The sequence below is a fragment of the Pseudomonas sp. MF6751 genome, assembly GCF_016613265.1.
Taxonomy (GTDB): domain Bacteria; phylum Pseudomonadota; class Gammaproteobacteria; order Pseudomonadales; family Pseudomonadaceae; genus Aquipseudomonas; species Aquipseudomonas fluorescens_BV.
On the sequence record NZ_JAENSV010000019.1, the window covers coordinates 24820 to 39382 of the forward strand.

The 14563-nt window shown below is 62.1% G+C and carries 13 protein-coding genes; 2 read left to right on the top strand and 11 right to left on the bottom strand.

The window, feature by feature from the left end:
* Positions 1 to 174: 174 nt before the first annotated feature.
* The gene (locus tag JJD66_RS16775; protein WP_200648585.1) at positions 175 to 2364 is read left to right on the top strand and encodes a glycoside hydrolase; all 2190 of its coding nucleotides are present in this window, start codon (positions 175 to 177) and stop codon (positions 2362 to 2364) included.
* A gap of 108 nt (positions 2365 to 2472) precedes the next feature.
* On the opposite strand, the gene JJD66_RS16780 is transcribed toward JJD66_RS16775, so the two are convergent.
* A complete protein-coding gene (locus tag JJD66_RS16780) occupies positions 2473 to 3099 on the bottom strand; it encodes a class I SAM-dependent methyltransferase (RefSeq protein ID WP_200648586.1) in 627 nt (208 codons plus the stop codon).
* Between the two features lie 176 nt (positions 3100 to 3275).
* On the opposite strand from JJD66_RS16780, the gene JJD66_RS16785 reads away from it, so the two are divergent.
* Positions 3276 to 4379, top strand: a complete 1104-nt coding sequence (locus JJD66_RS16785) for a hypothetical protein (RefSeq protein WP_200648587.1) — start codon at positions 3276 to 3278, stop codon at positions 4377 to 4379.
* Positions 4380 to 4381: 2 nt separating this feature from the next.
* On the opposite strand, the gene JJD66_RS16790 is transcribed toward JJD66_RS16785, so the two are convergent.
* The 10 genes from JJD66_RS16790 to tcyJ form a co-directional block, all read right to left on the bottom strand.
* Positions 4382 to 5026: a methionine ABC transporter permease gene (locus JJD66_RS16790; RefSeq protein ID WP_003187635.1), complete on the bottom strand. Its 645-nt coding sequence runs from the start codon at positions 5024 to 5026 to the stop codon at positions 4382 to 4384.
* Positions 5016 to 6131 carry a methionine ABC transporter ATP-binding protein gene (locus tag JJD66_RS16795; RefSeq protein WP_060772800.1) on the bottom strand — a complete coding sequence of 372 codons (1116 nt, stop codon included), beginning with the start codon at positions 6129 to 6131 and terminating at the stop codon, positions 5016 to 5018. Before JJD66_RS16795 ends, JJD66_RS16790 begins: the two co-directional genes overlap by 11 nt.
* Positions 6128 to 6943, bottom strand: coding sequence for a MetQ/NlpA family ABC transporter substrate-binding protein (locus JJD66_RS16800; RefSeq protein WP_054896665.1), 816 nt, complete (start codon positions 6941 to 6943; stop codon positions 6128 to 6130). The genes JJD66_RS16795 and JJD66_RS16800 overlap by 4 nt, the downstream gene beginning before the upstream one ends.
* 142 nt (positions 6944 to 7085) lie before the next feature.
* On the bottom strand, positions 7086 to 8438 hold the full coding sequence (locus tag JJD66_RS16805; RefSeq protein ID WP_200648588.1) for an LLM class flavin-dependent oxidoreductase: 1353 nt from the start codon (positions 8436 to 8438) through the stop codon (positions 7086 to 7088).
* A complete protein-coding gene (locus tag JJD66_RS16810; protein ID WP_200648589.1) occupies positions 8438 to 9631 on the bottom strand; it encodes an SfnB family sulfur acquisition oxidoreductase in 1194 nt (397 codons plus the stop codon). Before JJD66_RS16810 ends, JJD66_RS16805 begins: the two co-directional genes overlap by 1 nt.
* 39 nt (positions 9632 to 9670) lie before the next feature.
* Positions 9671 to 10912, bottom strand: coding sequence for an SfnB family sulfur acquisition oxidoreductase (locus JJD66_RS16815; protein ID WP_200648590.1), 1242 nt, complete (start codon positions 10910 to 10912; stop codon positions 9671 to 9673).
* Between the two features lie 185 nt (positions 10913 to 11097).
* Positions 11098 to 11886, bottom strand: coding sequence for a hypothetical protein (locus tag JJD66_RS16820; RefSeq protein ID WP_105225398.1), 789 nt, complete (start codon positions 11884 to 11886; stop codon positions 11098 to 11100).
* Between the two features lie 370 nt (positions 11887 to 12256).
* Entirely contained in the window at positions 12257 to 13003 is a 747-nt protein-coding gene (gene tcyN / locus JJD66_RS16825; RefSeq protein ID WP_014716461.1) for an L-cystine ABC transporter ATP-binding protein TcyN, read from the bottom strand.
* Between the two features lie 3 nt (positions 13004 to 13006).
* On the bottom strand, positions 13007 to 13672 hold the full coding sequence (tcyL, locus tag JJD66_RS16830; protein ID WP_003187646.1) for a cystine ABC transporter permease: 666 nt from the start codon (positions 13670 to 13672) through the stop codon (positions 13007 to 13009).
* The gene (gene tcyJ, locus JJD66_RS16835) at positions 13672 to 14466 is read right to left on the bottom strand and encodes a cystine ABC transporter substrate-binding protein (RefSeq protein ID WP_014716462.1); all 795 of its coding nucleotides are present in this window, start codon (positions 14464 to 14466) and stop codon (positions 13672 to 13674) included. The genes tcyL and tcyJ overlap by 1 nt, the downstream gene beginning before the upstream one ends.
* Positions 14467 to 14563 lie beyond the last annotated feature (97 nt).

Below are 14563 nucleotides of genomic sequence, written 5' to 3' on the forward strand. Positions count from 1 at the left end.
CGTGCTTCCTGAGTAAACGCGGCGCCTGTGAGTTTTTCGCGAGCAAGCTCGCTCCTACAAAAGAGCCTTAACTGACTGAGGCTGTGTGAAGCTTCTGAAAAATCCCGACGTCGTCCTGGCTGACCCTTGCATGCTGTACCCTCTGGTCCTCATTCCAAACCCAGGTCGGTCCTCATGCAGTGCCTGCGTTTCACCTTGCTGTTTTGCGCGTTGCTCCTTGCACCGCCTGCCTTCGCCGCCACCGTACTGGAAAACGCCTTGTGGCGCGTCGAACTCGACCCCGCCACGCTGGCGCTGCGCGTGACACCCGCAGGGCAGGCCTCGGTGCAGGCATCCAGCGGTGTGGCCGCGCATGCCGTCAGCCAACTGCAGAACACGCCTGACCAAGCCACTTGGCAATGGGACAACGGCGCCTATCGCCTGAGCGCCGGCCTGGAGCAGCGCGACCTGGTCCTGACCATCAACGCCCGCGAGGCCGGTGAACTGGCCCTGCTGCGCCAGCCTGCCGAGGCCATGGGGCGAGGGTTGATCTGGCCCTTGGCCGAGGGGCATTACGTGCCTGCCGGCAATGCGATCTGGAAGGCGTTTCTGCTGGAGCGGGGTGAGCTCAATACCACCCAGGACCTGAGCCTGCCGCTGTGGGGCGTGGATCACGGTGCCTTCACGTTGAACTGGCTGTTGACCAACCCCTACAACAACCGCCTGCAATGGCAAGCCGACGGCAACGGCCTGGCCCTCTCCGCGGCCCATGAATTCACCCCGCTGGCGCCCGACGCACCGATGACACTGCGCCTGTCCCTGGGCGATGCCGACCCGTTGGCTGGCGCCAAGCGCTATCGCCAGTGGCTGGTGGAGCAGGGCCGCTATGAACCGTTGGCAGACAAGCTGCGGCAAACACCCGAAGCCCAGAAGCTGCTGGGCGCCAGCCATGTGTACCTGTGGGACAACGGCCTGCTGGCTTTGGGCGATGTGCGTGATTGGCCCAAACTGATCAAACGGCTGCGCAGCCATGAACTCAAGACGCTGATGGACAAGGAGAGCGCACAGCTGCTGGCGCAGCCCACTCCATTGAATCACTATGAGCAAACCGTGCTGCTGCGCGGCGTCAACGCGGCGATCAACACCAAGGCCCGGCAGGCCTGGCAAGTCGAAGACCCAGACATGACCCGCCTTGCCGCCCGCTACGGTGAGCTGCGCAGTGAACTGGCCGTGGACTTTGCGGGAGCCTTGAGTGACAGCCCGCAAACCTGGGGCAGTAGCACTATTCAAACGCTGCGCGACGCCGGGCTGCAGCGTCTGCTGCTGACCTTGGGCGAAGGTTGGGAGGGTGGCCTCTGGCATCCCGAGGCGATTCGCATGGGGGTGGAAGCCGGTTTTCTGATGGCGCCTTACGACTCCTATGAAACGGCCCTGTCCGCCACGGAAAACCCCGATTGGACCACTGCCCACCTGGGCGCCAAGGCCTATCGCGACTGCGCGATCGTGTTGAAAGACGGCAAGCTGAAAACCGGTTTCCAGAAGTCCGGCCATTACACCGACCCGCGGTGTGTGCGGCCGCTGCTGGAGGCGCGGGTGAAGGCGGTACACGCCAAGGCTGGCTTCAATGCCTGGTTTCTCGATGCTTACGCCACCAGCATGCTGTTCGACAGCTACCGCAGCAACGCCAGCATGACCCAGGCACAAAACGCCGAAGGCAATATCGACGCCTCCCGCTGGATCAACACCGTGCCGAAGCTGGTCACAGGCTCTGAAGACGGCAACGCGATCACCGCCCAAGGCATCCTGTTTGCCCACGGCATGCAGACCCCGGTGATCGGCTGGGGTGACCGCGAGATGACCCAGGACCCGCAGTCGCCGTACTTCGTAGGCAACTGGTACCCCACGGAGCAACCGGCGGTGTTCTTCAAATCGGTGCCGTTAAAGGAGCCGTTTCGCACGCTGTATTTCGAACCGACGATGCGCCTGCCGTTGTATCAGGCGGTGTTCCACGGCTCGGTGATCACCACCCATCATTGGCTGTTCGACAGCCTTAAACTCAGCAATGTGCAGGGCGACAATGAACTGACCCAACTGCTCTACAACGTGCCGCCGCTGTACCACCTCAGTGCGGCGACGCTCAAGGCGCGGCTGCCGATTATTCAGCGCCAGGACCGCTTCTTCCGGCCGTTGCACCAGCGCTTGGCGACCCAGGAAATGACGGGTTTCCGTTGGCTGACGGTGGACAAGCAACTGCAGCAAACCACCTTCGCCGATGGAACGCGGCTGGTGGCGAATTTCTCGGTGGTGGAAAACCAGGGGTATGCCGGGCGCAGTGTGACGGTGCTTGTGGAGGGGGAGGAGCCGGTGGTGTATCAGGTGAAATAACGCTGCCCGTTACGGCGCCATCGCGGGCAAGCCCGCTCCCACAGGGGAATGCATTCCAAAGGTGGGAGCTGGCTTGCCTGCGATGAGGCAGGTACAGGCGATGCAGTACTAAAGTTTACGCCACACACTCGCCAACCAAGGCTGCTGTTCCCGCGGCAACCCGGCCGGCCGGTAGTAATGCTCTAACTCTTCAAACCCTGCCGCGGTCAGCAAGGCCTGCCACGCCTGCAGGTCGTGATAAGAGCCATACCGCGGCCCATTCCAGCCCTCTTGGTTCTCACCCCGAGGGTTGGAGCTGAACAGCACGCCCCCAGGCTTCAACGCGCCGTGCAGCTCTTTGAGCACTCGGGGCAACTCCTGCTTGGGAATATGAAACAGCACCGCATTGGCAAACACTCCATCGAAGCGTTCGGCGGGCAGGTCCAGCTTGAGAAAGTCCTGCTGCAGCACCTCACAGCCGCTGTCTTCGCGGGCCATCTGCGCAAAACGTTCGGAACCATCCAGGCCCACGGCGATATGCCCCCTGCGCGTAAACGTCTGCAAGTCCCGCCCTGGCCCACAGCCGAAATCCAGCACAGTGAATGGCGGCGTGCCCTGGATATGCCGCAGCAACGCGTCGATGTTCTGGCTCACATCGTGATCGCGGGTGCCTTCACGGAAGTCTTCGGCCACCTTGTTGTAGTGGCCCAGGGTGGTGGAGGTGATCTGGTTGAGGTCGTCGGGAGCAAGTTTCATGGCATGGCGCACGGCTGCGGCTGAGGTAGGGGGACTATACCCCGGCCCATTCATCAGTTGAAAACCGTGTATCCGCTGTAGGGCGCTTCACGGCGGTCGCAGTGCGCGCATCCGACAGACCGCCACAGGAAATTGTGGGTAAGATTCGGCCCTCATTTGCAGAGGGCTACACATCCATGGAAGAGGAAAAATGTTCACCCGTTGGCAACGACACCGCACCGAACAAGGTCGACCAATACGCCACGAGATTGAGCAATGGGCTGTTCTGGCTCAATGAGCGTGCCTGGCCGCTGACGGTGGGGGTTCTCTCGGTGGCGGGCCTGTACCTGTACCAGTACATCCAGGTGGAAAAGGTGCCGCTGAGTATCCTGTCGGCGTCGGCGTTCACTGCCTTGCCGGCTATGTTCGCCATGTTGGTATTTGTGATCGGCATGATGGGTGCATCGATCCTGGTGCCCACGTTCATCTTATTCACGCGCCTGAACGGCACCGGTGTGCGCCTGAGTGATCAACTCAATCTCAGCCCGCAGTCGCCGCAAGAGACGGCCCAGCACAGGAGGTTACTGGGGCATTGGGCGGCCAGCCTGTTGGTGATGTTTGTGTTCTGGATGTCCGCCGTATACCTGTCCGTAAACGCCGAAAGTGGGCTTTTGCTGACGCTCAGTTGGATCGTGGCGATCATGGCGGCGGTAGTAGCCTATGTCGGCATCATCATTCGTGCGCGCCCCGCCGATGTTGCTCTGGGTGAGTTGTCCGGCGAGTTCTGGCTGGCCAGTGCTGGCGCCGGGATCATTCAAATGGTGGTCATTCTGATGGTGACGGTGCCGGTCTCCCAGGCCTTCAGCGAGTACTCCGACAGCGCCGTGTTCTTTGCGCCGTTCATGGCCGCCGAAATGGCCGTGCTGTTCCTGATCCAGGGGAGCGCCGCCTGCCTGGTGGTGCGCATGCGCGTGCAGAAAAACCCGGTGGCGTTTGCCTCATTGGTGGCCTTTGCGCTCATCGTTTTACTCGGGCTGATCCCGGCGAGCGGGGCGAAGTTGGGCGGCCTGCCGCTGCAAGGCTCCGCCTCGGGAGGGCGCGTTTGTACGTTGATGACCTGGGCGGCAGAGGCGAAGGTCCCCGGCGCGCTGGTAGACACCGACAACCCCAAACGCAGCGTGAAACTGCGGGTGATGGCCGACTCGGATGGCAGCTATATCGTGCGGCCCTGGCAGGCCAAGGAGAAAACCATCACCTTCGTGCCCCGTGCCAGCGTTGCCCAACTGGATGAGTGCCCGTGACGTCAGCGCTTGTTCAATACCCGCGCCAACCGGTCCCCACTCAGTTGGATCACCGCCACCAGCACCACCAGCAGCACGATCACCGTGAGCATGATCTGCGTATCGAAGCGCTGGTAGCCATAGCGGTAGGCAATATCGCCCAAGCCACCGGCGCCGATCGCCCCGGCCATGGCCGATGAGTTGATCATGGTCACCAGGGTGATGGTGAAGCCGCCGACGATGCCGGGTAACGCCTCTGGCAACAGCACATGCCAGATGATGTGCCAGCGGCGGCAACCCATGGCCTGCGCGGCTTCGATCAGGCCGTGGTCGACCTCGCGCAGGCTGACTTCGGCGATGCGCGCAAAGAACGGCGTGGCGGCGATGGTCAGCGGTACCACTGCCGCCCAGACGCCATAGGTGGTGCCGACGATCAGGCGCGTGAACGGGATGAGCGCCACCATCAGGATCAGAAACGGAATGGAGCGGAACAGATTCACGAACGCTCCCAGCACGCGGTTAAGGGCCGGTGCCTGGTAGATGCCGCCCTTGTCACTGGTGACCAGGAATACTGCCAGCGGAATGCCCACCAGCAGCGCGATCAGCGATGACACCCCCACCATCAACAAGGTGTCGATGGCGCCCTGCACTAACCGATCAAACCACATAGCCCAGCACCTCCACCTGTTGTGCCCAATTGGCCGCGCGTTTGCGCAGTTCTTCGGCGTTATGCGGCGATCCGTTCACCGCCAGCAGCAGTTGCCCCAAGGCATGCCCCTGGATGCGTTCCACGCCCCCTTGCAGTAAACGCACACGGCCGCCGAGGGCACTGAACAGTGCCGCGAGGTCTGGCTCCAGGGTGTCGCTGCCGGTGAACTGCAGGCGCAGCACCAGTGCGGCGTCGGCCGAGGCGGGCGTGGGTTGCAGGCGGCTTTGCAACTCTGGCGGCAAGCCGTGTTGCAGCGGGGCGAGCAGGGTCTTGCTGACCTCATGTTGCGGATCGCCAAACACCTGCCACACCGGGCCCTGCTCGACGATACGCCCGTGCTCCAGCACCACTACGCGGTCGCAGATGTCGCGGATCACCGCCATCTCATGGGTAATCAGCACGATGGTCAGGCCCAGGCGCTGGTTGATCTCGCGCAGCAGGCCGAGGATCGACTGGGTGGTTTCCGGGTCGAGGGCCGAGGTGGCTTCGTCGCACAGCAGAATCTCGGGGTCGTGCACCAGCGCGCGGGCGATGCCGACGCGCTGCTTCTGCCCGCCGGACAGCTGCGCCGGGTACGCCTTGTGTTTGTCTTGCAGGCCTACCAGCTCCAGCAGTTCATGCACCTTTCGCGCGCGTTGTGCCTGGGGCACACCGGCGACCTTGAGCGGCAACTCGACGTTCTGCCACACGGTCTTGGCCGACATCAGGTTGAAGTGCTGGAAGATCATGCCGATGCGTCGCCGCAGCGCCACCAGGTGGTCTTCATCGAAGCTGCCGATGTCCACCTGGTCGATCAGCACCCGTCCGCTGCTGGGTTGTTCCAGGCGATTGATAGTGCGGATCAGCGATGACTTGCCGGCGCCGCTGCGGCCGATGATGCCGAACACTTCGCCACGCTGAATCGCCAGGTCAATGCCTTGCAGCGCATGCACCGTGCCGTCATAGGTTTTGCCCAGGTTGATGAACCGCACATGGGCGCGGTTCAAGTCCGGGTGCAGTTCAGTCTGTTCGGCGTGGCTGGGTGCAGGGGCCAGATCGTGTAATCGGGCGTTGGCGGCACTCATGGTTTAGCTTCCCAGCCGACCTGGTAGAGCTTGCCGAGGGACTTGTCCAAGGCCGCACGCACCACCGGCGAGTGCTGGTAGATATCGACGAACTTGATCACCCGTGGGTCGGTTTTGCTCTTGGGCTGGATGACGAACTGAATCACGTATTCCGGGTGGTCGAGGCCGTCGAACAACAGCGCCGACTCGGCATCGAAGGTCTTGGACAGGCGGATGTATGCCGGGTAGCCCTGCACCAGATCGGCGTCGTCATAGGCGCGCACCAGTTGCACCGCTTCCACTTGCAGGATCTTGATGTTTTTCGGGTTCGCGACGATGTCTTCTTCGGTGGCCTTGTAGCCCACACCCGGCTTGAGGGTGATCAGCCCGGCCTTGGCCAGCAGTTGCAGGCCGCGACCGCTGTTGATCGGGTCGTTGGCAATCGCCACGCTGGCGCCTGCGGGCAGCTCGTTGAAGTTTTTGTACTTTTTCGAATACAGCCCGACGTTATTGATGATGCCTGGTGCATACGGCACCAGGTCAAACCCGGCGGCGGCCTTGGCGTTTTCCAGGAAGGGGATGTGCTGGAAGTAGTTCACGTCGATATCGCCGGCGGCGAGGCTGACGTTGGGCGCGATCCAGTCGGTGAACTCCACCAGTTCGACCTTCAGGCCCTGCTTGCCGGCCTCTTCTACGGCGGCTTCCAGCGGAATGGCGAAGGCAGCGGTGGTGCCGATTTTCAGCGGGGCGTCGGCGGCAAATACCGCCGAGCTGAATAAGCCGAAGGCCAGGGCCAGTGCTTTGACTGGGTGGTTTAGGAATGTCTTTTTCATAGCGGTTTTCCAGTCAGAGGGTATAGGTGCAAACAATGCGGTCAATGGTGGGAGCTGGCTTGCCTGCGATGGCGGTGTTTCAGCCACATTGGTTTTAGCTGGTCCACCGCTATCGCAGGCAAGCCAGCTCCCACAGTGTTGTTCAATGACGATAGGTAGAGCCGGTGTGTTGGTTGGGTAAGCGAGCCGTGTCGTGGAAGACTTTTTCCCGCAGCGTTCCCTGCGCATATTCCGTCTTGTACGAGCCCCGTCGTTGTAGCTCCGGTATCACCAGCTCAATGAAATCCACATAGCTCTCCGGCGTCACAATGCGCGTCAGGTTGAAACCATCCAGCCCGGTTTCACTGATCCAGGATTCCAGCTCATCGGCCACCTGTTCAGGCGAGCCCACCAGGGTGATATAGCGCCCGCCCAAGGCGTGCTGGTCGAGCAATTTGCGCCGGGTCCAGTCGTTGTTCTGCAGGTTCTGTGTGGCCGACTGGATCGCGTTGCTTTTGACATACTGGATCGGTTCGTCCAACGCGTACTGGGCAAAATCAATCCCGGTCGAGGCCGAGAAGTGCGCCACGCCGGCTTCCGCGCTGGCGTAGCTGAGGTACTCGGCGTGCTTGTTCCAGGCCAACGCTTCAGTGGCGCCAACGATGACGTTCAGGCCCATGAACACCTTGATGTCGTCCGGGTTGCGCCCAGCCTCCACTGCGCTGGCGCGCACCTTGTCCACCTGGCGCTTGGTCGCGGCCTTGTTCTGCCCGCTGATAAACACGCACTCGGCATGCCGCCCGGCGAACAGCAAGCCGCGCTCGGAACTGCCGGCCTGGAACAGCACCGGCGTGCGTTGCGGCGAGGGCTCGCACAGGTGGTAACCCTCCACCTGATAGAACTCGCCGTGGTGCTCTACCTTGTGCACCTTGCCCGGTTGCGCATACACCCGCGCTTGGCGATCGTTGCGCACCGCGTCGTCTTCCCAGCTGCCTTCCCAGAGCTTGTACAACACCTGCAGGTATTCATCGGCCTGGTCGTAGCGCCGGTCATGCTCGACCTGTTCGGTAAGGCCCATGGCCTTGGCGGCGCTGTCGAGGTAGCCGGTGACAATGTTCCAACCCACCCGGCCACGGCTCAGGTGATCCAGCGTCGACATGCGCCGGGCGAACAGGTACGGCGGTTCGTAGGTGAGGTTGGCGGTAAGGCCGAAGCCAAGGTGCTGGGTGACGGCGGCCATGGCCGACACCAACAGCAGCGGGTCGTTGACCGGTAGCTGGATCGACTCCTTGAGGGGCACGTCAATGGAGTCCTGATACACGTCATACACGCCGACGATATCAGCGATGAACAAACCGTCGAACAACCCGCGTTCAAGGATCTTCGCCAGTTCAGTCCAGTATTCGAGGGTCTTGTACTCGGTCGAGTTGTCTCGTGGATGAGTCCACAAACCGTGATTGATGTGCCCGATGCAGTTCATGTTGAAGGCATTGAGCAGGATTTTCTTTTTGCTCATCAGATGGTCCCCCGCAGCGGCGGGTTTTCATCGTTGAGGTAGTAGTTGCCGACCGCATGGTATTTCCAGCGCACCGGGTCGTGCAGGGTGTGCACCCGGGCGTTGCGCCAGTGGCGGTCCAGGCCGTGTTCGGCCAGGGTTGCCTGGCTGCCAGCCAGTTCGAACAGGGTGCTGCCGGCCGCCAGGGAGATCTCGGTGCTCAGGGCGCGTACTTCGGCAACGGCGATGGAGGCTGCGGCGACGGTCTGGGCATTGCTGTCGGCCTGGGCGCGGTCGAGGAATTCACCCGAGCGTTCCAGCAAGGCTTCGGCAGCGTGCAGCCGGCTGCTCAGGTGGCCGAAGCTCTTGAGTGTCAGCGGGTCTTCGGTGGCCTTGTCGTTGCCGGCGTCGATCCACGGGCGGGTCTTGGTGCGCACAAAATGCAAGGCATCCTCAAAGGCCGCGCGGGCGATGCCGGTGTCGATGGCTGCGTGGAGGATCTGCGCCAGCGGGCCGACGGTGGTCGGGCGTTCGAAAGCGCTCTGGAACGCCACCACGTCTTGCGCCGCGACCCACACGTTGTCGAACACTACCGAGCCGCTGCCGGTAGTGCGCTGGCCGAAGCCGCTCCAGTCGTCGATCACCGTCAGTCCCTCGCTGTCACGCGGTACGAAGGCCAGTTGCTGCACGCCATTTGCATCCACTACCGAAGTGGGGATGCGCTGGGCGTAGATCGCGCCGGTGGCGTAGAACTTGCGCCCGTTGATGCGAAAACCGTCGCCGTCACGGGTGAGGCTGGTAATGCGGTCGTGAGCGGTCTTGGTGCCCAGCTCCGCCAAGGCGTTGCCAAAGCGTTGGCCGGCCAACACCTCGGCGTACAGGCGTTGCTGCTGTTCGGGGCTGCCGTTCACGCGCAGTACTTCGAGGGCATAGAAATGGTTTTGCGGAATCTGGCCCAACGAGCCATCGGCCTGGGCGATCAGTGCGATGACCTTGGCCAGGGTGACGTTGGACACGCCCGCGCCGCCGTAGGCCTTGGGCACGCTGATGCCCCACAGGCCAGAGCGGGAAAACACGTCCAGTTCGGGCAATGGCAGGCGGCGTTCGCGGTCGCGCTGGGCGCTGTCGCGGCGTAAGTCTTCAGCAAGATCGCTGGCGACAATAAGCGCTTGTTCGTCGCTGGTGATGACCGCGACGGGGTGAGAAAGGGTCATGAGTTTCTCCAGAAGCTCGTGGAAAAGTGTTCTGGTTGGTTAAATCCAGGAATGACGAGCCGGTAGGGTGCCGTTGAGTCGATAGGCGCCGATGGCGTGGTACTTCCAGCGCACCGGGTCGTGCAGGGTGTGCACCCGGGCGTTGCGCCAGTGACGGTCAAGGTTGAATTCGGCCAGGGTGGCGCGGCTGCCGGCCAGCTCAAAGAGCTTCTCGGTGACTTGTAACGCCACTTCGGTGGTCAGCACCTTGGCCTCGGCCACGGCAATCGAGGCGTGGGCGGCGGACTGCGCGGTGATCGGCGCGGCGCTGACCTGGTCAAGCACTTGCCCGGCCTTGCGCAGCAGGGCTTCGGCGGCGTGCAGTTCGATCTTCAGCTTGCCGATATCGGCGATCACATACAGGTCGTCGCTGGCTCGCTCGACCTTGGCGTCGATCCACGGGCGTGAACGTTCCCGCACGAAGGCAATGGCATCGTCGAGGGCGCCTCGGGCGATGCCGGCGTCGATGGCGGCCTGGATCAGCTGCGACACGGCCCCCTGGATATTCGGGCTTTCCCCCAGGCGCCAGTTGTCGATGACCAGTTCCGGCTCTACGGCCACGCGATCAAGCAAGACGGTGCCGCTGGCGGTGGTGCGTTGGCCAAAGCCCGACCAGTCATCGACGATGCGCAGCCCCTCGCTGCCGCGCCGCACGAAGGCCATGACTTGCTTGCCGTCATCGTTCAACGCTTTTATGGCGACCCAGTGAGCAAACAGTGCGCCGGTGGAGTAGAACTTCTGGCCGCTGACCACGTACCCATCACCTTCGGCCGTAATGCGTGCCTTGAGCTCCAGGGTATTTTTGGTGCCGCGTTCCGGGCCGCCGTTGCCGATGCGCCAGCCGTCGAGCACGCTCTGGAACAGCTGCTTTTTCTGACGTTCGGTCGCGGTGCCCTGCAATACGTACAAGATGCCGAAATGGTTCTGCGGGATCTGCCCGAGTGCCGCGTCGGCTGCGCTGATGATCGCGAAGACTTCGGCCAGGGTCACAAACGACACCTGTGGGCCGCCGTATTCACGGGGAATGGAAATACTGCCCAAGCCGCTGCGGGTGAACTGTTCGAGCTGCGCCCAGGGCAGTTTGCGTTGCTGGTCGCGCTGGGCGGCGTGCAGGCGTGCAGCCTGGGCCAGTTCGTGGGCTGCACTCAGTGCCTGGGCGTCGTTGCGCAACACCGTGGCGGGCAACAGCAGGGGGGCTACGTCCAGATCACTCTGGGGGGGTGTTAGAGCCAAGTTAGACATCAGCGCCGCTCCTTGGCTGCACGCAATGCCCTGGCGTTGCGCACCGGGGTAATTCTGACCATACCGACCTCGCATTCAATGAAATAAACAGAAAAATCAGGAATGTCCGGTGGTCCGGTGCATATACCCTAAGCGTGTTAATTATTTAAATAAACTAACTTTTAGGAATATGCATAGAAGGGCTGTCACCCCGGTTCACAGGGTGAACCGAAGCGACGCGGTTGATAGCTCGGTGCGGGCGAGGCAGGGCGGGGCGGTATGCAGGCGGCGATGCGCAGCGTGCGGGCGGGCGCCCAGCGGGAGTTGTTACCCACGCGGTCGAGAATGCAGTAGGTGACTTCCAACCGGCAGTCGTCGCCGGCTTCGACAATCACGTGGGGCGGCACCCACACCTGCACCGCCAGGCCGACGCTGTTGGCTTGGATGCGGGGCAGGTCCAAGCGTACATCGCCCCAGCGCAACGTGATGGCATCGCCTGTGCTCATGTTCAGGTAAGGCTCGATGGTCAGCGGAATGCCGCGCCTTACCTGGCTGCTGTTGACGCCGTGGCGGCGAATCGTCTCGGGCAGGTTCACGGGCGCCAGATTCTGGTTTTCATTGTCGCCTTCAGGGTTCAGGCGCGGCGAAGGCTGACCGCCGGGGTAGTTGGTCTTGACCCGCACCAGCGTCACCGCCGAGCGCATCGGGCCATGGCCTATCTGCAAGACCTGGTAATGGACGCGTGCCGGTCCGTCCTGCACAAAGCTCTGCGGTACGTACAGGTGGGTGCACGTGCCGATCCTGCACGCCGTCACCTTGCGCGAGGCGGCGAAGCAGTTGTTCCAGAACAGTTCGATCAGGTCGCCTTCTTCCATGCTCGGGTAGGGTGAAATGTCGACCTGCAAGTGGGCGGAGGCCAGGGCGCTGATGCCGTTTCCAATAGCCTGGGGAAGCCTTGGGGCACTGAGCGTGGCCGGGGTTTGAGTGTGTGTCATAAGTAATCTCCTTGATGCAGCCAGCAGCAATCGTTCCGAAACCTGGACGCACAGGCGCCAGGGGGTTCGAAAGGTACGATTCAGTCAGTAGCCGGGATAGGATCCAATCCTCAAGGCGCTAGATAAGAGGGTTGGCCGAGGAGCGTCAATGGAGGCAAAGGGCTAAACGGCGAGTTTGGCGAGATTCAGACGGGTCTGACGGGGAGGGGGATTTCAGGGGGCAGGCGGCGGGGTCTTTTACAGGTTGCAATGGCGATTCCCTGTAGGGTCTCGCTTATGTGGGAGCTGGCTTGCCTGCGATAGCATCTCCCCATTTTGACTGCTACACCGAGGCGCTGCATCGCAGGCAAGCCAGCTCCCACACAGAACGTCAGTGGGCGAGGAATTTGCTCAGGAACTGCTTGGTACGTTCTTCCCTGGGGTTGGCAAACAGCGCCTTGGCTTCGCCCTGTTCGACGATCACACCCTTGTCGAAGAAGATCACCCGGTTGGCCACATCACGGGCAAAGCTCATCTCGTGGGTGACGATGACCATGGTGCGGTTTTCTTCGGCCAGGCTGCGAATGGTCGCCAGGACTTCGCCCACCAGTTCCGGGTCGAGGGCCGAGGTGGGTTCGTCGAACAGGATCACCTCCGGCTCCATGGCCAGTGCGCGGGCAATCGCCACACGCTGTTGCTGGCCGCCGGACAGCCGCCTTGGGTAGGACGCTTCCTTGCCCGCCAGGCCGACCCTGGCCAACAGCTTGCGCCCCAGTTCGGCCGCCGCTTCCCGTGGCATCTTCTTGACCACGATGGGGCCTTCGATGACGTTTTCCAGCGCGGTGCGGTGGGGAAACAGGTTGAAGTTCTGGAACACAAAGCCCACATGCTGGCGCAGGCGCCGCACCAGGCCCTGTTGCTGGTTGAGCGGCCTGCTGCTATCGATCTCGATGTCACCCACCTTGATACGGCCGCTGGTGGGTTCTTCGAGGAAGTTCAGGCAGCGCAGGAAGGTGGTCTTGCCGGAACCGCTGGGGCCGATGATGGCGACCACTTCGCCTTCCTTGACCTCAAGGTCGATGCCGTTGAGCACCACCTGGCCGTTGAATTGTTTGGTCAGTTTTTCAACCACGATCATGCTTCAAGACTCCAGGTCATGCCGGTTGACCCGGTCTTCCAGACGATTCTGCAGATGCGCCAGGATGCTCGCCAGGATCCAGTAGATCAGGGCTGCGGACAGATACATGGTAAAAATTTCGAAGGTACGTGCCGACACCAGTTGGGCCTGGCGGAACAGCTCGGGCACCTGGATGGTGGCGGCCAGCGCCGTGTCCTTGACCAGTGAAATAAAGCTGTTGCCCAAAGGCGGCAACGCCGTGCGCATCGCCTGGGGCAGGATGGCCCTGCGCAACGTCTGCGCACGGGTCATACCGATACTGGCAGCCGCTTCCCACTGGCCACGCTCGATGGAGGCGATGGCGGCCCGCAGGATTTCACACGCATAGGCAGCCATGTTCAGCGAAAAGCCGATCATGGCGGCCGGGATCGGGTCCAGCTCGATGCCCACTTGCGGCAAGCCGTAGTAGATCAGGAACAGCTGCACCAGTAACGGCGTGCCGCGAAAGAACGACACGTAGACCCGGGCGGTCCAGCTCAAGAGCTTGAAGCGCGAGAGGCGCATCAAGGCCAGGCCGAAGCCCAGCAGCAGGCCGAAGAACATCCCGCCCAGGCTGAGGATTACCGTGTAGTACGCGCCCTTGAGCAGAAAGGGCGCGGAGTCCAGCGCGAGTTGGAAACCTGCTTCCATTATTGCGTGACGTCAGCGTTGAAGTACTTCTCGGACAGCGTCTTCAACGTGCCGTCGGCGCGCAGTTTGTCCAGAGCCTTGTTCACCGCATCGAGCAGCTCGGGCTCACCTTTGCGCAGGGCGATACCGGATTCCTGACGGGAGAAGGCGTCGCCGGCAGCGGCGGTGTCGGGGGCTTTCTTGGCGTATTCCAGGGCGGCCAGGCGGTCGATCAGGATGGCGTCGATACGACCGATGCGCAGGTCCTGGAACTTGGTCGGGTCGTCGTTGTAGGTCTTGATAATGGCTTTTGGTTGGTTGTCCTTGAGCCATTGTTCGTAGTTGGTGCCCAGGCCCACACCGACTTTCTTGCCGGCCAGGTCGTCGGCTTTCTTGATCGAGTCGACGTTCTTTTTCAGCACCAGCGCCTGGATGCCGGACACGGTGTAAGGCTTGGAGAAATCGTACTTTTTCTTGCGCTCTTCGGAGATGGTCACCTGGTTGACCACGGCGTCCAGGCGCTTGGATTCCAGCGCGGCGAGGATGCCGTCCCAAGGGGTGGCTTGCAGCTTGACCTTGACACCCAGCTCCTTGGCCAGCGCCTCGGACAGTTCCACTTCGAAACCGCTGAGCTTGCCGCTTTCATCGACAAAGCTGAACGGCGGGTAGGTGCCTTCCAGGCCGATCTTGATCTCGCCGGCCTTCTTGATGGTGTTCAACTGCTCGCCGGCAACCGCCTGGCCCAGCCAGCCAGCGCCAAGCGCGAGGCCCAAAGTGCCAACCAACAGCGTGCGACGAAATGCAGAAATAGTCATGGAGAGCCCCTGTGTTTTTTATGGTGAGCGAAGCAGGTGACGCGGTAGTCGTATCCTGCCCTAAAGCGCGAAGCGCGTCTTCGCCTTCGGCGCGATG

Coding starts and splice junctions, on each gene's coding strand:
- JJD66_RS16810 (WP_200648589.1), bottom strand. CDS start 9,631: ATGACCCTTTCTCACCCCGTCGCGGTCATCACCAGCGACGAACAAGCG.
- tcyN (WP_014716461.1), bottom strand. CDS start 13,003: ATGATCGTGGTTGAAAAACTGACCAAACAATTCAACGGCCAGGTGGTG.
- JJD66_RS16815 (WP_200648590.1), bottom strand. CDS start 10,912: ATGTCTAACTTGGCTCTAACACCCCCCCAGAGTGATCTGGACGTAGCC.
- JJD66_RS16805 (WP_200648588.1), bottom strand. CDS start 8,438: ATGAGCAAAAAGAAAATCCTGCTCAATGCCTTCAACATGAACTGCATC.
- JJD66_RS16795 (WP_060772800.1), bottom strand. CDS start 6,131: ATGAGTGCCGCCAACGCCCGATTACACGATCTGGCCCCTGCACCCAGC.
- JJD66_RS16820 (WP_105225398.1), bottom strand. CDS start 11,886: ATGACACACACTCAAACCCCGGCCACGCTCAGTGCCCCAAGGCTTCCC.
- JJD66_RS16775 (WP_200648585.1), top strand. CDS start 175: ATGCAGTGCCTGCGTTTCACCTTGCTGTTTTGCGCGTTGCTCCTTGCA.
- JJD66_RS16790 (WP_003187635.1), bottom strand. CDS start 5,026: ATGTGGTTTGATCGGTTAGTGCAGGGCGCCATCGACACCTTGTTGATG.
- tcyL (WP_003187646.1), bottom strand. CDS start 13,672: ATGGAAGCAGGTTTCCAACTCGCGCTGGACTCCGCGCCCTTTCTGCTC.
- tcyJ (WP_014716462.1), bottom strand. CDS start 14,466: ATGACTATTTCTGCATTTCGTCGCACGCTGTTGGTTGGCACTTTGGGC.
- JJD66_RS16785 (WP_200648587.1), top strand. CDS start 3,276: ATGGAAGAGGAAAAATGTTCACCCGTTGGCAACGACACCGCACCGAAC.
- JJD66_RS16780 (WP_200648586.1), bottom strand. CDS start 3,099: ATGAAACTTGCTCCCGACGACCTCAACCAGATCACCTCCACCACCCTG.
- JJD66_RS16800 (WP_054896665.1), bottom strand. CDS start 6,943: ATGAAAAAGACATTCCTAAACCACCCAGTCAAAGCACTGGCCCTGGCC.